We start from the raw sequence: 22,144 nt of genomic DNA on the forward strand, positions 1-22,144 counted from the left end.
CTTCGCGAACACCTTGGGATTCTCTAGTTCCTCTTCGCTGCCCTCACCTGAATTCACTAGCTCCTGCTCAATCAAATCCCGAACTTGCAGGCCTTCTTTTTCGGCACGTTTCATCAAATCCTGAATTTGCCGAATGAACTGCGGATCGAGCTTCACCCAACGGCCGCGAATATAGACGAGCCTCCGCTTTTCCTCGACAAGCTGATGGAACTCATCCTCGGACAAATCGACACCATTCATCGAAAAACGCCAGTTGAAATCGAGCATCGCATCTAGCCCGACAAACGACGGCCGGTGGCTCGACGTCCCCTTAAGCGACGCCTTTACGCGCAGATTGGCATTTTTCATCGCTTGCCACCAGGAAGGGAGGAGGATTTCGACATCCAGCGCCAACAGCGTTTCGCTCGCGTCCGTCAAAAACATCCACGCTTCTTCCTCGGTCAGCTCCGTTTTCAAAGCCGCAGGGCTGCTCTCGTCATCCGCATCCGTCGATGCCCCGTCTCCCAGCCACGGAAACAGCCGTACCCAGCGGGCCTGCTCACGGTCAACCTTATCCAAAAACGGCCGCCATCTGGCTGGAATCCGCTTCACATCCTCGACATCGACAATCTCATCGATATTTTTCTTCCCGCGCAAAAATACATCCAGGCTCCAGTCGCCTTCGCCGTCTTCAGGCTCATCCAGCCGCAAGCCAATCGTAAACGGAGCCTCGCTCTCCTTGATGCCGACCCACTCGAGCCAGCTTTCCTCATCAAAATAACGCGCCAGCTCCAAGCCCGACAAATTCTGTTTCTTCAATAAATCAAGCTTCGGCCCAAACAGCTCCTTCGCCGCATTATTCCTAGTCAAAAAAGAATCCAGCGCACTGTTATACAAATCCGAAATATAGTTGAGAGCGGTGGGTGAGGCATGGGGACGGTTCTGATGCCTCACTTCATCTGCCTCTGATGATGCGAGAGAATCGTCCCCATGCACCATTTCATCTGACTGCAATGATGCAGAAGAACCGTCCCCGTGCACCATTTGTTCCCAAAACTCGGGATGGAATTCATCCATCACGCGCTCGGGCAGCTTCCAGCGGAATTCGCCGTCCGGGCCCCATACGGAAAAGTCCGGGTGCCAGTCTTTTTCGACAATGCCCTCGTACATGGAGTTGGCGGCTGCCAAGCAAATTTCGGACTCTTCGTTCCAGTCCCATTCGATAAAGCGGTTGAATGACTCCTTGGCAAAAAGCGACACAAGTTGCCAGCCGTTCACAACCACGCCTTCGACATCATCCACGGTCATCTCATCCAGCACTGTCCCGAAAAAACTCTCCTCGTGACTGCTGAAGACAAGATTCCTCCACCTGAAAGGACTCATAAACCTGCCGTGCTCATCCTGGGCCGTCAGCAGAAACCGATCATCACCTAATTTAGTTGTCAGCAATTTCAAAAACCTGGTTTTAAGCATGGAAAACGTACTCCTTTATAGGAGGGCCGCTTAAAGTTAGACCCTCGAATACCTTTTTCTTTTTAAAAAAGGTAATTTAAAAGTAAATGTATGTATGTAAATCTATAATTGCCTTCAAAAAGTCTTCTAAGATAGATATTTTCAGCTGAAAAGTCACCCGACTGCAATAAAATTGCCCTTAAATAATGAGTTTACATTTTCTATCGGCGAATTTTAAGGTTCTATCGGCGATTTATAGCATTCTATCGGCGGATTTCCGGCTCCAATCGGCGAATTCAGCCACTTTATCGGCGAATCAAAATTGCGAGGTTTCCCAATCAAAAAAACCAACCTCATAAGTGTCAGGCACCGCTCCCGACCAACCAATCCAGAGCCCTAAACCCCAAATTGTCCACTCCACATGGATATATGTCCACGAGCGGTGCCAGCCACCATTATCACCAACAAACACTATCCTAGATCAACTTACTCCTCTGACACTCCTCATGAAAAGCCCGCAACCGCTTCGTTCGCTCCAATAGTCCTTCAATAAAGTACTCCCAATCATCAACGCGTTTCAGTTTCTTATATAAAGTCCGCAGCTTCTTCAAGTGCCGAACTGCCGCCCTGTAGCTCGAACGGTTTTTCTGGTCAATCTCCCGCTGCGCCGTTTGATGCAGCATCCCCAGCAGTACCTCGGGCCGCTCCTTCTCGACGACCTTAACCCGATCCTTCGGCAATTCATAATAATCGAACCCGACAAACGCCTGAAGCTCGCCCCAGCGGTCATAATCGCCGCGCTCAAACAACAAATATTCATAATCTGCAAAGCTGTATGGCAGCGACACCAATAGTGCCCGCTCATACAATTCCACGCGGCCATTCTCCGAACAATACGGTGCAATCGACCGCATTACACTCCTCACAAAGGCCGAACAGCTTTGATACGAACCAATCCAATCCAAATACTCCTTCAGCTTTCCCAAAAACATCTCAATCACAGGCTCCGCTCGGCGCCACAGTTTCGCACCTGTAAAATAATCAATCCAGTACACCATATACGGTACAAACCGAACATCAGACACACCGCCAGCAAGCTTCAACGCCAGGTCATCATTCCCAAGCAGGAAATATAAATGAATCATGGCAGCCGAGAAAGGCAGGGGATTCTCCGATTCCCCAAGCGCCTTCAACCTAGAACCAATCCGGAGCGCTTCCTCCTGCCGCCACTCCTTCTTCCGGAACAGCTCCGTCCACAACTGGCGGTGCATATATACCCGTTCAATTTCATACCCCGCAACACACGTCAGGACCTCAAACGACTCATCCCGCAGCCGCTCAATAAACTCATCGAACGCAAATGGCATCGTCTGTACGACCAACCGTTCCACCAAATCCGCCGAATCCTCCAGCAAATTTTCAAAACAATGCCCATAAGCCTTCCTTACGACATGTTCCTCAAAACCAAGCTCTTCGCTCAACGCCAGCAGCTTCCGAAACGATACGATCGACGCGACCAGCTCATACAGCAGGCGCCATTCCTTCTCCACCGGCGCACTCGCCCCGACCCGCTTCATATGAATCCCGAACAGCTCTGAGACCACATACGGGTTCGTATGTTTTTTAGAGGCAACCAACGTATCAAAACTTGACTCAAACGACTGTACCCAGCGGTCATAGTCGGGCTTCATAAGCCCAGCCGCCTTCACCAAATCCTTCGCAGCCTGCAGACCCCAGCTCGCCACCGACTTCGTTTCTCGCACCGGCTCACGCCACTCCGCTAGCCAATCCGAAACACTCGCTTCCTTTGAGTATGCTGCAAAAAACACGGCTAACTGATGCCGGCAAAGCTCCTCACCAGGGCACGAACAATCACTCATCCCCAAAAACTCCGGGTCCAACCGCACCTTCGCCGGCGACACATCCTGCACCACCGCCGTATACTCCCCGTTCTCAAAGCGAAGCTGCGTCACCAGACCCTGCCGGTACAGCATCATCCCCTTCTGAACCAGCCGTGCATCATCCGCCACATTCGCATTCAGCATATCCTTTAACTCATTCGCAAGCCCCTGTAACACCTCGTTCACAGGCATCGCTCCCTTTACCCAAAAAATCCATATTCCTCTATTATACCCAAAAATCCGCAACACGAGGAGCAAATGCTCAAGCCTCTAGGAAAAACGGTATCATTTCACCAAAAAGGTGTCAGGCACCGCTCGTGGACAATCCGAACTCACAGCCCAAATTCCGCTGTTATTGTCCGATGGCTGACAAATTCTTTACACCTTAGGTACTACTGCCTAAGTAGTAGAAAGTTGTATGTCCAAATTCCCAAAATTTGTGAAATTAGCAGGAGATTTCCACTTCTGCGCTGAAATTATATAAATATACTTCTTATGGGAGGAAGACCGAATGAGAACTACCCACCAATATAGATCTCCTTATGCCGCGATGTTGTGGTCGACGGTGCTGCCGGGGTTCGGCCAATTTTACAACCGCGATTATATAATGGGATTTACGTTACTGATATTGGAATTCGTCATCAATGTGAAATCGAAATTAAATCTTGCCATAATCTTCTCATTTGATGGGACCCTGCCTGAGGCCAAGCCACCTATCGATTACAGCTGGGGATTGTTTTATCCGTCACTTTACGGCTTCGCCATTTGGCACGCCTACAATACGGCCAAGACGAATAATCAGAAACTGGAAGGAAATGTGGAGAACAGGACTTATCTGTCGGGCTTTTTTCTCGGAATCGTCCTCGGGATGGATTTCGGCCTATTCTGGCATGACGGCCCCATATTGAAAAGTTTGCCGCTTTTCGACGCTCCAGTGTTCAATGGAATCTTTTTCGGCCTGGTGATGGGGTTAATCGGGCAGCTTATGGAAAACAATGTTTATCGAAAAAACAAAAGGAAGAAGATGAGATCAACTTAATATGGAAAATGACCAGAGCCAGGCTGCCCGCCTGGCCTTTTAGCTGTTTGGTTATAGCGGAAAAATAGGTCTGGCGAGTAAAATGCAGATTTCGGCGAGTAAATCCTGAAATTAGACGAGTAAATTCAAAAAATAGACCAGTAAACCCGACAAAGTGCCGAGTAAATCCCAAAATAGGTAATTGAATAGGGGGGCGAGTGTAGAATTGAGTTCCAAATCGCTAAAGATAGTGGGGTAGACCAATTAAAATTACCTTTTTTCTGGATATACTTCCCTGTTTTATAAAAATACTTTCCAAAATAGACGATTTACTTCCCACTACGAACAAAATACTTTCCAAATTCAATAGTTTACTTTCCAAAAACCCCAACTTTCTTTCCAAACACAAAAAAACCAGCCCCATAACCAATAGGGCTGGCTGGAAAACCTAGTTTAATAGAGCCGCTTAAACGCAGCAAAGTGCGACGCGTAATACGTACTTTTTAAATTGGATATCGTCACGCCGGTGCCGTCGTTGGCATGGATGAACTGGTCGTTGCCCAGGTAGATCCCGATATGGGAGATGCCTTTTTTATAGGTATTCTCAAAAAAGACCAAATCGCCCACCCGAGGCTGGTCTACATAATACGAGCGGTCGTAGTAGCCGGCGGCGGAAGTGCGGCTGATTTTGTAGCCGGCTTGGTTGGCCACGTAATAGATGAAGCCGCTGCAGTCGAAGCCGGACGTCGTGCTGCCGCCCCAGGCATACGGGATGCCCATTAAGCTTTTGCCCACGGAAATCATCTGCGTGGCCAAATCGGCAGCTGGTGTGGATACCGACGTCTGCCCTGGCACCTTTAGCGTCTGGCCGGCATAAATCATATCATAAGTTAAATTGTTTAGCGCCTTCAATTCCTGAACAGTGATGTTGAATTTAGCAGCAATAGCACCGAGTGTGTCACCGCTTTTGATCACATAATTGGAAACGTCCGATGCCGCTGGAGGCGGAGTCACCGGCGCTGGTGCCGTGGGAACGGCTGGAGCAGCTGGCTGTGCGGCATCACCCTGCCCAGGGACCTTCAGCGTTTGTCCGGCATAAATCATATCAGAACTTAACCCGTTCAAAGACTTCAATTGCGCCACGGTAGTTCCGAATTTTAGCGCAATTTTGCTCAGGCTGTCGCCTGGGACAATCGTATAATCCTGCGTCGCAGCTGCACTAGGGGCCGGAGCGGGAGTCGTAGGAGCCGGCGGCGGTACAACCACCACAGGCGCAGGAGCCGGTACACCCCCAGCCGAGACCTTCAATACCTGTCCTGGAAAAATCAACGTGCCGCTAAGGCCGTTCCACTGTTGAAGCTCGCCGACTGTCACGCTGAAGCGGTTGGCAATCTTGATCAGGGCGTCACCCTTCACAACCGTATAAGTAGCCGCTGGCTGCGCAGATGGAGATGGGGCAGGAGCAGGAGCTGCACTAGCACCAGGGCCCGGAATCTGCAAGGTTTGTCCAGCATAAATAAGATCGGAACTTAACCCGTTTAGCGATTTAAGATCATTTACTGTCGTTTTATATGTATTGGCGATTTTCGATAAGGTGTCGCCTTTTTGTACCTTATATGTATCCGCATGGGCCGCGCCCGCATAGGCGATGGAGAGTAGGGCGGTTGTCGACAGAGCCCGAACGACGGTTTTACTCACGAAACAGTCACCTCTTTTTCTTCTATTTTTCTATGTATTTTACCATAGATTGCTAATTTTTTGTTCGAAAGTCGAAAAATTTGTGAGAAATTAACAAAAGAGGGCACTCACTACAGAAAATTCTACAATATTCACAAATTTGCTACAAAATTCAACTGGAAATCTATTTACATTCCGCTACTTTTCTATTATTATGAAAAACAATGAGATGATGGAGGGACAGGTCGGAGTGGATAAAAATACAGAGAATATCAGCGTGAAAGCTGATTTTTCAGAGATTGTCAAAAGAGCATACGACAAGGCCATGCAAGAAAATGAAATTTCCCTGAATCAGTTAATCGAGGATTTAAAAGAAGACCTTAGACATTTGGTAGCACTTTAATAATAGATGGGAGACTGCTGGACTACAACCTGGCAGTTTTTTTTGTGCCCTTTTTCGGAGGGCCTGTCCTTTTCCTCGCCGCCTTTTTGAGGCAGAAGAACCGTCCCCGTGCATCAAAAAAAGCGAACCTTTCAGTCCGCCTTCAACAATAACTCACTAATTATGATGCAAAAGAACCGTCCCCATGCATCACTTACTGATCAAATAGGCTGTCAAAGCGTCGCTCCATAGTTGTACGCCTTTGTCGCTTGGTCCGCTCTGGTTGGGTGTTAAGTACTCTTTAATCGCTTCGGTATTTGCATCTGGCCAGGCTGTCCAGTGGTCCAGGTAGGCGATTCCGTTTTTCTTTCCGTAGTCCTTCAGCTGGGCTACCTGTACAGGGTAATTTTTCGCCTTATAAAGGGGAATTGAAGGCTGCAGGATAAAGGTCACATCAGGTTTCTCTGCCTTCACAGTCTCCATCACGGCCGTTAAATCCGCTAATGACTTATCCATCCCGACAGCCCCGTTATTCTGTAAAATAAACGGTTCATAAATAATCAAATCTGCCCCGACTCCAGCAACGTCCTTCTCTTTATTGTCCTTTAAAAATTGGCTGGAGTTTGAGCTGTATGTAATCAAATCCACTTCAACATGTTTCGCCCCAAAAGCATCCTCAAGCTGTTTCTTCACAAGCGGAAAAGTCCCGTCACCTTCTGAGCCGATAGCCCCAGATCCGACAAACAAGATCTTAAACTTGGACCCATCAGCCAGCGTCTTCTTGAACCGCTCCACAGCGCCAGAAGGCCAATTTTTCGTTAACGAAACCAAATCCTCCTGCCCGTTAGCTGCAGCCGAACCGGCACCACCAGCAGCTGCCCCGCGCGTCTTCTTATATTCCTTCTGAAGCGTCGTGTAGTAATCCGTCTTCATATTCGCAGAGGTATCCGCAATTTGCTGTTTCCAGTGGGACTGCCCTAAATATAAAACGATAATAAAAATAATCCCTAATAATGCCACAATCACTTTCTGCATCTTTATATATAACCCCCAATCCATGTTGCACTCCTATTATAACAGAAAACTACCAATTTTCTCCTTAATTCTTCAAAAGTCCCCAAGAACTGCAACCTAATGAATTGAAATTCCTACCAAATTCCTAAATTCTCTTCTAATTTCTTACAAAAAGGTGTTTAATAGAGTAAGTGAGTTTTCTTTGACAATTTTCGCATAAACATGACAAATTATGCTATAATACTCTATTGTATTCAGTTATTCAGGAGGACGAAATGGAAGAGACTATTAGTTTAAAAGAGCTGCTCGAAACGTTGAAAAAGCGTTTAGCATTAATTGTATCCATCACCCTCATTGCTGCCATCATCAGCGGTGTGGTCAGTTTCTTTTTCTTAACCCCGATTTACCAAGCTTCAACGCAAATCCTTGTTAACCAAACGAAAAATGACCAAACGGCGTACAGTCCGAGTGAAGTACAAACAAACCTGCAATTAATCAATACCTACAATGTCATCATCAAAAGCCCGGCCATCTTAGATATCGTGGCAGACGAGCTTAAATTAGGCTTGAATGCAACGCAATTAAATCAAAAAATCACTGTCGGCAGTGAAAAGGATTCCCAGGTCGTCAACGTATCCGTACAGGACTCGAACCCGGACACGGCCGCCCTGATTGCCAACAAAACGGCAGAAGTGTTCCAATCGGAAATCGTCAAGATCATGAATGTCGACAACGTCAGCATTCTGGCAAAAGCACAAACCGGGGAAAATCCATCGCCGGTTAAACCAAGACCATTATTAAATGTCGCCATCGCCTTAGTAGTTGGCTTAATGGCGGGTGTCGGTCTGGCTTTCCTACTAGAGTATTTCGATAACACCATCAAAAACGAACAAGATGTCGAAAAAGAACTCGGTCTGCCAATCCTGGGAATCATTGCCCAAATTGATGATCAGCAAATCGAAGAGTTAAAGCAGCGCAGAGCCGCGAAAAAAACAGCAGTAAGAGGTGAGACTTATGGCTCTTAGACGAAAAAAGAAACAGATAACGAAGGACCCAAGCCGTAAGTTAATTACATCGATTGCGCCAAAGTCACCGATTTCCGAGCAATACCGGACAGTCCGTACCAATATTCAATTTTCATCGGTCGATAAAGAAATCCGAGTGATCATGGTGACCTCTTCCGGTCCGGCCGAAGGAAAGTCGACAACAGCAGCCAATCTGGCAGTGACCTTCGCCCAGCTTGGAAAAAAAGTTCTCTTAGTGGATGCTGACCTGCGCAAACCAACCGTTCACCATACGTTTGGCGTCACCAATTTATTTGGTTTTACAACGGTCCTAACCAAGCAAAGAACGCTCGAAAACACAATCAACGAGACGGAAGAACCGGATCTTTATGTGTTAACAAGCGGACCGATTCCACCAAACCCTGCGGAACTTCTAAGTTCTAAATCAATGGAGCAGTTTATCGAAGAGGCCAAAAGCGTATTCGATTATGTGATCTTCGACACACCGCCATTACTAGCGGTAGCAGACCCGCAAATTCTAGCGAATCAGTGCGACGGCACTATTTTGGTGGTCTATAGTGAAAAAACAGAAATCGACCTGGCAAAGAAAGCGAAAGAATTGCTTGAAACTGCCCAAAGCAAGCTGTTAGGTGTGGTATTAAATCACAAAGAAGTTCAGAAGAGTGACTATTACTATTATTATGGTGCATATGGCACGAAAAATTAACATCAGTCGACAAAATTCGTCATACTTTATCCCTATGAATGTGGTAATATAGTGGAAAGTGTTACGGATGACGAAATTATCAGAAAAGAGTGTTGGTGATGATTGACCTACATTGTCACATTTTGCCCGGGGTCGATGATGGGGCAAGGGAATTGTCAGAAAGTATCGAGATGGCAAGAACGGCAGTCAAGCAAGGGATTCAAACCATCGTGGCGACACCTCATCATCTAAATAATCAGTACGAGAACCCAAAACAAATCATTTTGGAAAAAACAGTGGAGCTCAACCGCCAATTACAACAAGAAAATATAGATCTGAAAATTGTCCCAGGGCAGGAAGTCCGCATCCACGGCGAACTGCTCGAGGGCCATAAAAAGGGCGAAATCCAGCCGATTCACAACACGAATTATGTATTGGTGGAATTCCCCTCCAATCACGTCCCACGTTATGCCAATCAGCTGTTTTATGATATGCAGCTGGAAGGGCTGATTCCGATTATTGTCCATCCAGAACGAAACCTGCAAATTGTCGAAAATCCGGATATCCTCTATCGAATGGTGGAAAAAGGTGCGTTAACCCAAGTAACTGCCGCCAGTATCTGCGGTGATTTTGGGAAAAAAATCAAACGCTTCACGCAGCAATTAATCGAAGCAAACTTAACGCACTTTATCGCTTCTGATGCCCACAATGTGAAGAATCGCACGTTCCGGATCCGAGAGGCCTTCGACATCATTCAAAAAACCTACGGCAATGAAATGGTTTACCTTTTGCAAGAAAATGCAGCCAATGTCGTGAACGGGTATCATGTGTACAAAGAAGTACCCGAGAAGATTAAAAAGAAGAAGCTTTTTGGTATCTTTTAACCGATTAAGCCGATAGGAATGATTGAACAAAACTGAACATTCATTTCAAGGCTTGATACCTTGAACGGCGAGGCTTCCCTGTCCGTTATCAATGGGGGCACTCGGTCATGCTGTGGGACCGCTCTTCGGCAAAGAGCGGGACCTTAGACGCAGGTCGTCAGGAGCATGATGTGAGGGCGGGTTAGATGCCCGGTTTAAAAAATAAAACAAAAAACAATAAATATCTAATGAAAGGATAAGTGATCACCACTTGCATTTCCATTAGGTATTTATTTTTTTGTCCAAACGATATCCAAATATACATAGAAAAAAAGGGGGAAAATATCGGTGACATATGGGAAGAGACTGACCACACTGGCGCTGTTGGATTCGGCGATCATCCTGACAGCAATCTACATAAGCTACTGGACGCTTAATCCGATGATTCAAATTCTCGAGAGCCCGATTGTGCTCGTGACCGCGCTGACATTATTAATCTGCCATCATCTATTTGCTTTTTATTACAAGCTTTATAACAAAGCGTGGCAATATGCGAGTGTGGGCGAACTTATCGCGATTGTAAAGGCCGTGACACTGACGATTGCGGCAGCGGCCGTCATGCAGGAACTCGTGTTTGACAATATTTATGTCCGGGTATTGATGATCACCTGGATGATCCATGTCCTGTTTATCGGGGGTTCACGTTTTTCATGGAGAATGTTCCGCGATAACATCATGAACAAACAGAAAGATATCAGAAAAACGCTGATTATCGGGGCCGGTTCAGGCGGAACGATGGTGGCCCGTCAGCTGCTTCATAATCATGACATTGATTTAAAGCCGGTGGCGTTTATCGATGATGATCCAAGAAAGTATAAATTGGATATCCTAGGCATTCCGGTGGTTGGGAATTCCAGTGATATCGTAAAGGCCGTTGAAAAATATAAAATTGTCAACATCATCATTGCGATTCCTTCCTTAAGCAAAAAGGAAATCAACCGCATCTTTGATGAATGTGCAAAAACTAAAGCGAAAACGCAGATTATTCCAAAGCTGGAAGACCTGATGACTGGCAAACTATCCGTAAATGAATTCCGCGATGTCCAGGTGGAGGATTTACTAGGCAGGGAACCGGTAGAGTTGGATATTAATAGTATTTCAGAATATGTATCGGGAAAAACAGTTTTGGTAACTGGAGCAGGCGGTTCGATCGGTTCAGAAATCTGTCGCCAGGTTTGTAAGTTCAATCCTCGAAAAATTGTCCTGGTAGGGCATGGCGAGAATAGCATCTATTTGATTGATATGGAGCTACGCCGTCAATACGAGGGACAAATTGAGATTGTTCCTGTAATTGGTGATATTCAGGACCGTAACCGGATTTTTGAAGTGATGGAAGAACACAAACCGTTTGTCGTATATCATGCTGCTGCACACAAACATGTTCCATTAATGGAATATAATCCGCGAGAAGCGGTGAAAAACAATATCTATGGGACCAGGAATGTGGCTGAAGCGGCGGACACATTCGGTGTTCATACATTTGTATTGATTTCTTCGGATAAGGCTGTAAATCCACCTAACGTGATGGGTGCGACGAAACGGTTTGCGGAGCTGATTATTCAGAGTCTGGCGCAACAAAGCTCGACAAAATTTGTTGCTGTTCGGTTTGGAAACGTACTTGGCAGCCGCGGCAGTGTGATTCCATTATTTAAAAAGCAAATTCAAGCGGGCGGACCAGTTACCGTTACTCACCAAGACATGACACGATACTTTATGACGATCCCTGAAGCTTCACGGCTTGTCATTCAGGCAGGCACCCTTGCTCGTGGGGGAGAAGTATTTGTCCTAGATATGGGTGAGCCCGTAAAGATTGTCGATCTAGCTAAAAACCTTATTAAATTATCTGGATTTTCAATAGAAGAAATCGGGATCCGATATACAGGTCTTCGTCCAGGCGAGAAGATGTACGAGGAACTGCTGAATGCCAATGAAATTCATCAAGAGCAGGTTTTCCCTAAGATTCATATCGGGAAGGCCAATGTGATTAACGCCGACGTTTTAAATCGTTTAATAAACGAATTATTAAATATGTCGGAAATGGAAATGCATGATACGTTGATTGCTGTAGCTAACAATAAGTATGATACTTCTTCGTTATTAGCTGTTGCCTATTAATCGTTTCTTGATAGAGATTTCGATTGTTTCGATAAATTTTTGACCGTAAAAATATTTGAAGGTGAAGAAATGAAAATGAAAAAAGTACGTAAAGCGATTATTCCAGCAGCAGGCTTAGGAACACGTTTCCTGCCTGCTACAAAAGCGATGCCAAAAGAAATGTTGCCAATTGTTGATAAACCAACGATTCAATATATCGTTGAAGAAGCGGTAGCTTCTGGTATCGAAGATATTATTATTGTGACAGGTAAAGGAAAGCGGGCCATTGAAGACCATTTCGATTTTGCCCCTGAGCTTGAACAAAACTTAATCGAAAAAGGAAAAACTGACTTACTCGACAAAGTCCGCTATTCCACAAATTTAGCCGATATACATTATATACGGCAGAAAGAGCCAAAAGGTTTAGGGCATGCCGTATGGTGTGCAAGAAATTTTATTGGTGACGAGCCGTTTGCGGTTTTGCTTGGTGACGATATTGTTCAAAGTGAAACTCCTTGCTTAAGACAGCTTATTAATATATATGAAGAAACTCGGTCATCTGTTATTGGGGTTCAGACCGTTCCTGATAATGAAACACACCGGTATGGAATTGTTGACCCATCGATACAAGAGGGTAGAAGATACCAAGTTAGTAATTTTGTAGAGAAGCCTAAGCAAGGAACTGCTCCTTCTAATTTGGCAATTATGGGTCGTTATATTCTCACCCCAGAAATCTTTATGCTCTTAGACCAGCAAGAAACAGGTGCTGGTGGAGAAATTCAATTAACAGATGCCATTCAAAAATTAAATCAAATCCAACGAGTGTTTGCTTATGATTTTGAAGGTAAACGTTATGATGTTGGAGAGAAATTAGGGTTTGTAAAAACAACAATAGAGATGGCACTACAGGATTTTGAGTTAAGATCCGAGTTAATTGCTTATCTTGATCAAATAATGGATGAAATAAAGGTGAAATAAAATTTTACCCATGCACATATTAGTAGCTTTTTATGTGCATGGGTATTACATTGAGGATTTTAGTGGATTAGTAGTTGGTTAAATAGGAATGGTCTTTGAACTAAGTACTAGGCTACTAAATTGGAAAGGAAGTTATAAAAATGGCAGATAGAATATTCCTATCATCACCCCATATGAGTGATGAAGGTTATGAAATGAAATATGTATTTGAAGCTTTCGATACGAATTGGATTGCTCCTCTTGGGGAAAACGTTAATCAATTTGAAAAAGAACTAGCAACAAAGGTTGGTTCAAAAGATGCTGCGGCATTAACTTCTGGAACTGCTGCAATTCATTTGGCTCTTAAAGCGGCTGGAGTTGGTGAAGGAGACATTGTTTTCTGCCAATCGTTAACATTTTCGGCAACAGCCAATCCGATCATCTATCAAAATGCCATTCCAGTTTTTATAGATAGTGATAAAGAAACTTGGAATATGTGCCCCAAAGCATTGGAAGAAGCTTTTGAAAAGTATCCTAATGTTAAGGCAGTCATTGTTGTTCATTTATATGGTTTATCTGCGGATATGGATAAAATAGTAGAGCTTTGTAAAAAGCATAAAGTTGTTTTAATAGAGGATGCCGCTGAATCCTTAGGGACTTATTACAAAGGGCAACATACGGGTACATTTGGCGACTATGGGATTTTTTCTTTTAATGGCAACAAGATTATTACTACATCAGGTGGTGGAATGCTTGTTTCCAATAACTCAGAGAGAATTGCAAAGGTCAGATTTTGGGCCACACAATCTAGAGACCAAGCAAGGCATTATCAACATAGCGAGTTAGGATTTAATTACCGAATGAGTAATGTTGTTGCTGGTATAGGCAGAGGGCAGTTAAAGGTATTGGACCAAAGAGTTGAAAGAAAGAATTACATTTATGATTTTTATAAGAGAGAACTAGGTGGACTCGAAGGTGTTGAGTTTATGCCTGCTAATGAATGGAATAAGCCTAATTATTGGCTAAGTAGTATGACATTGAACGGGAAGGTTAAACCTTTAGATATTATGGAGGCCCTTGAGAAAGAGAATATTGAGTCAAGGCCGATTTGGAAGCCAATGCATATGCAGCCATTCTTCGAAAAATTTGATTTTATTGGTAATGGAGTTTCTGAAGAATTGTTTGAAAATGGGGTTTGTTTGCCGTCAGATACGAAAATGACGGATCAAGATTTAGATAGAGTTGTAAAGATTATTAAAGGGTTGTGGGTTGAGGAATGGAAAGATCAAAAGGTGGCATCTATCGCAGGTTCCTAAAAAGACCGATGGATTTTATATTATCATTGATTGCTATAGTAGTTCTTAGTCCGATATTTTTAATTGTTGCTATTCTTGTGAGAGTAAAGTTAGGGAGTCCGGTGTTATTTAAACAAAAAAGGCCTGGATTGAATGAAAAGATTTTTATGATGTATAAGTTTAGGACGATGACGGATGAAAGAGATGAGAATGGGAAGTTACTTCCTGATAGTGTTAGGTTGACAGAGTTTGGAAAGTTTTTGAGATCTACTTCACTCGATGAGTTACCTGAACTATTTAACATCCTAAAAGGGGATATGTCGGTAGTTGGACCTAGACCATTGTTGATTAGGTATTTGCCATATTATCGTGAAGAAGAAAGGCTAAGAAGCAAAGTAAGGCCTGGAATTACAGGGTTAGCTCAAATCAACGGGAGAAATGCTCTTACTTGGGATGACCGCTTCAAAACAGATGTTGATTATGTAAATAACCTTTCATTAACATTAGATATCAAAATCTTAATTAATACTATTTTAGTAGTATTTCAGAGAAAGGATATCTTGGTTGGAACAGAACATATTCTGAAGGATTTGGATGTCGAGAGGAAAGAGGAATTTGACTATGTTTTTAAAGAACAGAAATATTGAGGTCGGATTTATTAATGAAGAAGAACTTATTGGAAATAAAGAGAATTTAATTGAACTATTAGAGGATAATCTAAAGATAAATTTACCTAATATGAACAATTTAACCAAGTATGCAATAGATAGTTATGATGATATGCTTCGTTTTAAGAAGAATGATTCAGCTATCTTAATTGGAGCTTTTGACAATGAAAAAATAATTGGTTTTCTTTGGGCTCACAAAAGAGAATTTCTTGGTGATAGCAGGGTGCACATTGGACATATAGTTGTGAATTCTGAAGTAAGGTCAGGTGGCATTGGTACAAAGTTATTAAAGTATCTTGAGGATTATTCTATTCGAGAAAATATCAAAAAAATTGACTTGATGGCAACATTTGAAAATGAAAATACAATGAAATTTTACAAAGCAAACGGCTTTTCAATTGAACGCGTTCAACTTGAAAAGGAACTAGGTGATATTGATGGTAATTGATAAAATTGCAGTTAACAAAGACAATTACAGAGTGCATGAGTTCTACTATAACAGTGCACGTGAGGGAATGTTTGACCTTTTAAATAATATGAAAAATAACAACAAGATTGATACTTTATTATTACCAGGTTACATTGGCTGGTCCCCTAGAGAAGGAAGTGGGATATTTGATCCAATTAACAACCTAGAAGGGTTAACTGTTCAATATTACAAGATGACGACTGATTTAAATATAAACCTAGATGATCTATCTCAAAGAATAGAAGACCTAGGTAGTGATAAATTTGCAGTTCTAGCAGTAAATTATTTTGGGTTTGTTGATAAGTGTATTAAAGATGTTGCCGATATTGTAAAAAAATATTCAGGATGGCTTATTGAAGATAATGCTCATGGGTATTTCACTTATCTTAATACTCAGGATAATTATTCGGATGCAACATTCTTTTCACTGCATAAAATGTTTCCATTCAAAGCTGGGGGGAGTTTAATAGTAAGAAATAAACTATTGAGCGAACTTAAATATAATGGTCGTAGTATAAGTGAAACACAGTATAACCCTTGGATATACGATGTAAGTAAAATAGCAAATATAAGAAGAGAAAATTACCTGACTTTAGCAAGTATTATTCGAGAGGAAGGCGTTACAGAATATTTTACCCCACTTAAAGAGCATTTAGTGTTAGAGACTGTACCCCAAACTTTTCCTATTCGTATTACTTGTGGAAATAGAGATAAGATTTATGAGTTGATGAATGAGTCAGGTTATGGAGTAGTTAGCCTATATCACACGCTAATTGAACCACTCAGAAGTCCTGAATATCAAGTGAGCTTGGATCTTTCTAAATGTATTATGAATTTACCCGTACATCAAGATGTTAATAAAGATAAATATCAAGATATGATTAATTTATTAGTGAAGTATTGTAAGGAAACAAGCTGCTAGGTTTAACATAAGGAGGTATTTGGATAAATATGTTAATGTCAACAAAGATAAAAAATTTCTCAATTATTGACATAACAGAAGATGAAAAATGGGATGAAATTGTAAAAAGTTTTAAAAACTATGATGTAAACTATTTAAGCAACTACGTTAAGGCATTCCAACTTCACGGCGATGGCGAACCTCTACTATTTTATTACGATGATGGTAGTACGAGAGCCATGAACGTTGTAATGAAACGGGATATTGCTTGCGCTAAACCCTTCAAGGATAAGTTACCAATGAATACTTATTTTGATTTATCCACACCTTATGGTTATGGGGGCTTTTTGATTGAAGGTAGAAATTATGATGAAGTTAATAAAGCCTATGATTTTTATTGTAGGGAACAGGGATTTGTAAGTGAATTTGTTAGATTTCACTTGTTCAACGAATATCAATCCTGGTTCAGTGGTTCTTTTGAAACTCACACACGAAATGTAGTCCGCACCTTGGAATTGCCACTGGATGAAATGTTAATGGATTTTGAACATAGGTTTCGTAAGAGCCTTAAAAAAGCTAATAAAGCTAAATTAGATGTTGAGATAGATTATTCTGGAAAAAGGTTAGAGGAATTTTTAGAGATTTACTATGGAACAATGGATCGAAATAATGCGCAAGATAATTTTTTCTTTTCAGAAGAGTTTTTTAAAGAACTTAATAAAATGAATGATAATTATGTATATGTACATGTACTATTTGAAGGAATAATCATCTCTACTGAACTTGTATTATATGGCCAAGAGAACTGCTATTCATTTCTTGGGGGCACTAATCAAGATTACTTTAATCTACAAGTTAATACTTTTTTAAAATACGAGATTATTAAGTGGGCGAAAGAAAAGGGGCTTAAAAGATTTGTCCTTGGTGGTGGCTATGGAGAAGATGATGGTATTTTTAAGTATAAAAAGAGCTTGGCACCAAATGGAATTCAAGACTTCTATATTGGTAAGAAAATTTTTGATAAAGATAAATATAATGAATTAGTTAGAATCCGTTGCCAGGAAGAGGATTATGATGCAAATATATTATTTTTTCCGGCATATAGAGGGTAGGACTTAATTATATTTTATTAATCGTTTTACGTGCGGTTAATAGTGTTGAGAAGGCGGGATAAGTAATGAAAGTAATATTTCTTTCAATTGGTGGATTAACTGATTTGGGTGAAAATGCTGTTTATCCAGATTTACTAAGATATTTTCGAGACAATGGTCATTCGGTACATGTTGTCTGCCAACGAGAAAGACGCTCTGGTCTACCCACTGAAATGAAGATTGAACATGGAATAAAAGTACTTCGGGTAAAAACTGGAAACATCACAAAAACTAATCTAATTGAAAAAGGCATTTCAACTGTGCTTATTGGGTATCAGTTTAGAAAAGCAATAAAAAGGTATTTTGGTAATGTGAAGTTTGACCTAGTTCTTTACTCTACTCCGCCAATTACAATAGCAAATACTGTTTCATTTATAAAGAAGCGAGATAATGCCTTTTCTTATCTTATGTTAAAAGATATTTTTCCACAAAATGCAATAGATATTGGAATACTTGAAAAAGCTGGGGCGAAGGGTATTTTAACTAAGTACTTTTCGGTTAAAGAAAAAGAGCTTTATTTACAATCTGACTTTATTGGTTGTATGTCAGAAGCAAATGTTGAATTTATAAAAAGAAATAATTCCTATTTAGATAACGAGAGAATTGAGGTTTGTCCTAATACGATTAATCCTTTGGCTATTAAAAATACTGATAAGAAATTACTAAGATCGAAATTTAATTTACCACAAGATAAATTAATACTTGTTTACGGTGGAAATTTTGGTAAGCCCCAAGATGTTAACTATATTATTCAAGTATTAATTCATAATGCAGGAAAGGCTAATATTCATTTTGTAATGTGTGGCTCTGGAACAGATTTCTTTAAAATAAAAGAATATGCAGAAAGTGCAGATAGCAATTACATTACAGTTATTGATAGTTTGAACAAGAATGAATACAGCCAATTGCTTGATGCATGTGATGTTGGCTTGCTTTTCTTAGATCATCGATTTAATATACCAAATTTCCCTTCGCGATTACTAGATTATATGAATCATAGTATGCCGGTGTTAGCTGCTACAGATAGAAATACTGATCTTGGGGAAGTTATATTAAATGGAGAATTTGGATGGTGGTGTGAAAGTAGTGAAGTCCATAGCTACGGAAGTATTATTGAAGAAATAATTTCTAATCCAAAGGTTATCCAAGAAAAAGGGAAGTTAAGTAGAAAATATTTAGAAAAGCATTTTGATACAAAAATTGCTTATGGACGGATTATGAGTGCTTATAAAAAATGTACAAGTAGGAGGAGTTAGGAAATGTTCAAAAATAAAACTCTACTTATTACAGGTGGAACAGGTTCTTTTGGAAATGCTGTAATGGAAAGATTTCTTGATACTGAAATAAAGGAAATTCGAATTTTCTCCCGCGATGAGAAAAAGCAAGATGATATGAGAAAACTTTATAAAAATGACAAGTTAAAGTTTTACATTGGGGATGTAAGAGATTTAGCCAGTGTTAAAAATGCTATGTACGGAGTGGATTATATATTTCATGCAGCAGCACTAAAGCAGGTTCCATCTTGTGAGTTCTTCCCTCTTGAAGCGGTAAAAACAAATGTGATGGGTACAGACAATGTATTAACAGCTGCTATTGAGTATGGAGTTAAAAAAGTTATTTGTCTCTCGACAGATAAGGCAGCTTATCCAATTAATGCGATGGGTATTTCAAAAGCGATGATGGAAAAAGTATTTGTAGCCAAATCAAAAACTGTTGATCCTGAAAGGACACTAATTTGTGGAACTAGATACGGCAATGTGATGGCGTCACGAGGGTCGGTTATACCATTATTTATTGAACAAATTAAGAGTGGCCGGCCTTTAACGGTAACGGATCCTAATATGACAAGATTTCTTATGAGTTTAGAAGAAGCAGTAGAGTTAGTGGTATTTGCATTTCATTATGCTGGGGCAGGCGATATCATGGTTCAAAAATCCCCGGCTAGCACTATTGGAGACCTTGCTCAAGCTGTAAAAGAATTATTTGATGCGGATAATGAAATAAAAATCATTGGAACCCGCCATGGAGAAAAACGTTATGAAACACTTCTTACCAAAGAGGAATATGTAAAGGCAGAAGACTTACCCGGTTTCTATAAAGTTCCTGCTGATCAAAGAGACCTTAACTATGATAAGTATTTTGCAGAGGGAGATCAAAAGCTTACTAGTGTAGAAGAGTATAATTCGGATAATACACAAATCCTTACCATTGAACAAATTAAAGAAAGACTACTTGAATTAGATTATGTACAAAATGAATTAAAAGAGTGGAATAAAAAAGTTCCAGTTATGAATTAAAGGGTGGTTTTGAGTAATGAATATTCTTGTTACAGGAGCAAAAGGGTTTGTAGGAAAAAATCTTATCGCAGAGCTTAAAAACAACGGGTATAACGATATATTTGAGTTTACTAGGGAAAGTGATCCTTCACTACTTGAGAAGTACACAAAAGAATGTGATTTTATCTTTCATCTAGCTGGAGTTAATAGACCAAAAGCTGAAAAGGAATTTATGGAAGGTAATTTTGGTTTAACTTCTCAATTACTAGAATTATTAAAAAAACATAATAATAAAGCCCCTGTGCTTCTAACTTCTTCTATTCAAGCAGAAAAGGATAATCCATATGGTAGAAGTAAGAAAGCTGGAGAGGATTTATTATTAAATTATTATTATGAGACTGATGCTAAAGTATATGTATATCGGCTCCCAAATTTATTTGGTAAGTGGAGCAAACCAAACTATAATACAGTAGTAGCTACATTTTGTCATAATATAGCTAGTGGCTTAGATATACAGATTAACAACCCAGATGCAGAGCTTAATCTTTGTTATATAGATGATGTATTAGAAGAGTTTATTAGGGCTCTAGAGGGAAGGCCAACTATTCAGGATGATTTCTGTGTTGTACCTGTAACACATAATATTAAACTTGGAGATTTAGCGGATCTTATAAAGAGCTTTCAAGAAACCAGAACAAATTTAAGTATCCCTAATATGGGGGATGCTTTAACTAAAAAGCTTTATAGTACTTACTTAAGCTTTTTACCAGAAGATCAGTTTTCTTATGATCTTAAAATAAATTCTGATCATAGAGGTTCTTTTACAGAATTTATGAGAACACCTGAAAGAGGACAAGTTTCTGTAAATGTTTCAAAGCCAGGGATTACAAAAGGAAACCATTGGCATCACACTAAAAATGAGAAATTTTTAGTTGTTAGTGGAGAAGGTTTAATTCGTTTTAGAAAAATAGATGGAGAAGAAATTATTGAGTATAGAGTAAGTGGAGAAAAGCTACAGGTTGTAGATATTCCTACTGGATATACGCATTCAATAGTAAATGTTGGGGAAAGTGATCTCGTAACAGTAATGTGGGCAAATGAGTGCTTTGATCCGGAAAAGCCGGACACTTATTTCGTGGAGGTATAATTAATGAAGAAATTAAAAGTTATGACAGTCGTTGGTACTAGACCTGAGATTATAAGATTATCAGCTGTTATAAATAAATTAGAACAATCAAATGCAATTGAACATATACTTGTTCATACAGGACAAAATTATGATTATGAATTAAATGAGGTGTTTTTTAAGGATTTTAATTTAAAGAAACCAGATTATTTTCTTAATGCAGCTACGGGAACAGCTGTAGAAACTATCGGTAATATTCTGGTTAAAATTGATCCAATTTTTGAAGAGGTAAAGCCAGATGCTTTCTTGGTTCTTGGTGATACAAACAGCTGTTTAACAGCAATTGCAGCTAAAAGAAGGCATATTCCTATATTCCATATGGAGGCTGGAAATAGATGCTTTGACCAAAGAGTACCGGAAGAAACTAACAGAAAGATTGTAGATCATACAGCAGATATAAATTTAACCTACAGTGATATTGCAAGAGAATATCTTTTAAGAGAAGGATTTCCTTCCGATCGTATTATTAAGACTGGGAGCCCTATGTTTGAGGTCTTAAATTCTAGAAAAGATGATATTAAAGCATCAGATGTACTTGAAAGACTAGGGCTGGAAGAAGGAAAATACTTCGTTGTATCTGCTCATAGGGAAGAAAATATTAACTCTGAAGTAAACTTCTTAAACTTAGTCAAAAGCTTGAATGCTATTGCTGAAAAGTATAATATGCCTGTTATTGTTAGTACGCATCCAAGAACGAGAAAAATGATTGAAGATAAAGGGATTGAATTTAATCAAATGGTAAGAACATTAAGACCACTTGGATTTAATGATTATAATAAGCTTCAAATTAAGGCTAAAACTGTTCTAAGTGATAGCGGGACAATTAGTGAAGAATCTTCTATTCTTGGATTTAGAGCACTAAATATTAGAGAAGCTCACGAAAGACCTGAGGCTATGGAAGAGGCATCTGTAATAATGGTTGGGCTTGGAAAAGAGCGTATCTTACAAGGGCTCGAGATACTAGAAACTCAAGAGAAAGATACTCTAAGACTTGTTGGGGATTATAGTATGCCTAATGTGTCTGATAAGGTTTTAAGAATAATATTATCTTATACAGACTATATTAATAGGGTTGTTTGGGGGAAGTAGAA

The 22,144-nt window shown here is 40.6% G+C and carries 19 protein-coding genes and 1 pseudogene; 16 read left to right on the forward strand and 4 right to left on the reverse strand.

Annotated elements, in window-relative coordinates; all coding sequences use genetic code 11:
* Positions 1–80: 80 nt before the first annotated feature.
* Both ACFPA1_RS24880 and ACFPA1_RS24885 read right to left on the reverse strand, forming a co-directional pair.
* Positions 81–1,452, reverse strand: a pseudogene (locus ACFPA1_RS24880) (SNF2 helicase-associated domain-containing protein); the annotation flags it as partial.
* A gap of 455 nt (positions 1,453–1,907) precedes the next feature.
* On the reverse strand, positions 1,908–3,311 hold the full coding sequence (locus ACFPA1_RS24885) for an SWIM zinc finger family protein (RefSeq protein WP_378586745.1): 1,404 nt from the start codon (positions 3,309–3,311) through the stop codon (positions 1,908–1,910).
* Between the two features lie 532 nt (positions 3,312–3,843).
* Between ACFPA1_RS24885 and ACFPA1_RS24890 the strand changes: the two genes are divergently transcribed.
* Complete coding sequence (locus ACFPA1_RS24890) at positions 3,844–4,371, forward strand: hypothetical protein (RefSeq protein ID WP_378586748.1); 528 nt, start codon at positions 3,844–3,846, stop codon at positions 4,369–4,371.
* A gap of 432 nt (positions 4,372–4,803) precedes the next feature.
* Here ACFPA1_RS24890 and ACFPA1_RS24895 read toward each other — a convergent pair whose 3' ends face one another.
* Positions 4,804–6,048, reverse strand: coding sequence for a LysM peptidoglycan-binding domain-containing protein (locus tag ACFPA1_RS24895; protein ID WP_378586751.1), 1,245 nt, complete (start codon positions 6,046–6,048; stop codon positions 4,804–4,806).
* Positions 6,049–6,277: 229 nt separating this feature from the next.
* Here ACFPA1_RS24895 and ACFPA1_RS24900 point away from each other — a divergent pair, with 229 nt between their 5' ends.
* Entirely contained in the window at positions 6,278–6,430 is a 153-nt protein-coding gene (locus tag ACFPA1_RS24900) for a hypothetical protein (protein ID WP_378586754.1), read from the forward strand.
* A 189-nt stretch (positions 6,431–6,619) separates the two neighbouring features.
* On the opposite strand, the gene ACFPA1_RS24905 is transcribed toward ACFPA1_RS24900, so the two are convergent.
* Complete coding sequence (locus tag ACFPA1_RS24905) at positions 6,620–7,468, reverse strand: SGNH/GDSL hydrolase family protein (RefSeq protein ID WP_378586757.1); 849 nt, start codon at positions 7,466–7,468, stop codon at positions 6,620–6,622.
* 230 nt (positions 7,469–7,698) lie between these two features.
* Here ACFPA1_RS24905 and ACFPA1_RS24910 point away from each other — a divergent pair, with 230 nt between their 5' ends.
* From ACFPA1_RS24910 to wecB, 14 genes are all read left to right on the forward strand, one after another.
* The gene (locus ACFPA1_RS24910; RefSeq protein ID WP_378586760.1) at positions 7,699–8,448 is read left to right on the forward strand and encodes a YveK family protein; all 750 of its coding nucleotides are present in this window, start codon (positions 7,699–7,701) and stop codon (positions 8,446–8,448) included.
* Complete coding sequence (locus ACFPA1_RS24915; protein WP_378586763.1) at positions 8,438–9,154, forward strand: CpsD/CapB family tyrosine-protein kinase; 717 nt, start codon at positions 8,438–8,440, stop codon at positions 9,152–9,154. The genes ACFPA1_RS24910 and ACFPA1_RS24915 overlap by 11 nt, the downstream gene beginning before the upstream one ends.
* Positions 9,155–9,252: 98 nt before the next feature.
* Complete coding sequence (locus ACFPA1_RS24920; RefSeq protein WP_378586766.1) at positions 9,253–10,017, forward strand: tyrosine-protein phosphatase; 765 nt, start codon at positions 9,253–9,255, stop codon at positions 10,015–10,017.
* 327 nt (positions 10,018–10,344) lie between these two features.
* Positions 10,345–12,171, forward strand: a complete 1,827-nt coding sequence (locus ACFPA1_RS24925; protein ID WP_378586769.1) for a polysaccharide biosynthesis protein — start codon at positions 10,345–10,347, stop codon at positions 12,169–12,171.
* A gap of 75 nt (positions 12,172–12,246) precedes the next feature.
* Positions 12,247–13,128 carry a UTP--glucose-1-phosphate uridylyltransferase GalU gene (galU, locus tag ACFPA1_RS24930; RefSeq protein ID WP_378586946.1) on the forward strand — a complete coding sequence of 294 codons (882 nt, stop codon included), beginning with the start codon at positions 12,247–12,249 and terminating at the stop codon, positions 13,126–13,128.
* 140 nt (positions 13,129–13,268) lie between these two features.
* Positions 13,269–14,423 (forward strand): DegT/DnrJ/EryC1/StrS family aminotransferase, encoded by a 1,155-nt coding sequence (locus ACFPA1_RS24935; RefSeq protein WP_378586772.1) that lies wholly within the window; start codon positions 13,269–13,271, stop codon positions 14,421–14,423.
* Positions 14,384–15,049, forward strand: coding sequence for a sugar transferase (locus tag ACFPA1_RS24940; protein WP_378586775.1), 666 nt, complete (start codon positions 14,384–14,386; stop codon positions 15,047–15,049). The genes ACFPA1_RS24935 and ACFPA1_RS24940 overlap by 40 nt, the downstream gene beginning before the upstream one ends.
* Positions 15,024–15,518 (forward strand): GNAT family N-acetyltransferase, encoded by a 495-nt coding sequence (locus ACFPA1_RS24945; protein ID WP_378586778.1) that lies wholly within the window; start codon positions 15,024–15,026, stop codon positions 15,516–15,518. Before ACFPA1_RS24940 ends, ACFPA1_RS24945 begins: the two co-directional genes overlap by 26 nt.
* Positions 15,508–16,461 carry an aminotransferase class V-fold PLP-dependent enzyme gene (locus tag ACFPA1_RS24950; RefSeq protein WP_378586781.1) on the forward strand — a complete coding sequence of 318 codons (954 nt, stop codon included), beginning with the start codon at positions 15,508–15,510 and terminating at the stop codon, positions 16,459–16,461. The genes ACFPA1_RS24945 and ACFPA1_RS24950 overlap by 11 nt, the downstream gene beginning before the upstream one ends.
* 29 nt (positions 16,462–16,490) lie before the next feature.
* Positions 16,491–17,552, forward strand: a complete 1,062-nt coding sequence (locus ACFPA1_RS24955; protein ID WP_378586784.1) for a GNAT family N-acetyltransferase — start codon at positions 16,491–16,493, stop codon at positions 17,550–17,552.
* Between the two features lie 65 nt (positions 17,553–17,617).
* A complete protein-coding gene (locus ACFPA1_RS24960; RefSeq protein ID WP_378586787.1) occupies positions 17,618–18,847 on the forward strand; it encodes a glycosyltransferase family 4 protein in 1,230 nt (409 codons plus the stop codon).
* A gap of 3 nt (positions 18,848–18,850) precedes the next feature.
* Complete coding sequence (locus tag ACFPA1_RS24965; protein ID WP_378586790.1) at positions 18,851–19,888, forward strand: polysaccharide biosynthesis protein; 1,038 nt, start codon at positions 18,851–18,853, stop codon at positions 19,886–19,888.
* A 16-nt stretch (positions 19,889–19,904) separates the two neighbouring features.
* The gene (locus ACFPA1_RS24970; protein WP_378586793.1) at positions 19,905–21,014 is read left to right on the forward strand and encodes a capsular polysaccharide biosynthesis protein CapF; all 1,110 of its coding nucleotides are present in this window, start codon (positions 19,905–19,907) and stop codon (positions 21,012–21,014) included.
* A gap of 3 nt (positions 21,015–21,017) precedes the next feature.
* Entirely contained in the window at positions 21,018–22,142 is a 1,125-nt protein-coding gene (gene wecB / locus ACFPA1_RS24975; RefSeq protein WP_378586796.1) for a non-hydrolyzing UDP-N-acetylglucosamine 2-epimerase, read from the forward strand.
* Positions 22,143–22,144: the final 2 nt, after the last annotated feature.

The sequence above is a fragment of the Neobacillus sp. GCM10023253 genome (genome assembly GCF_042653105.1).
In the GTDB taxonomy this organism is placed as follows: Bacteria; Bacillota; Bacilli; order Bacillales; family Cytobacillaceae; genus Neobacillus; species Neobacillus citreus.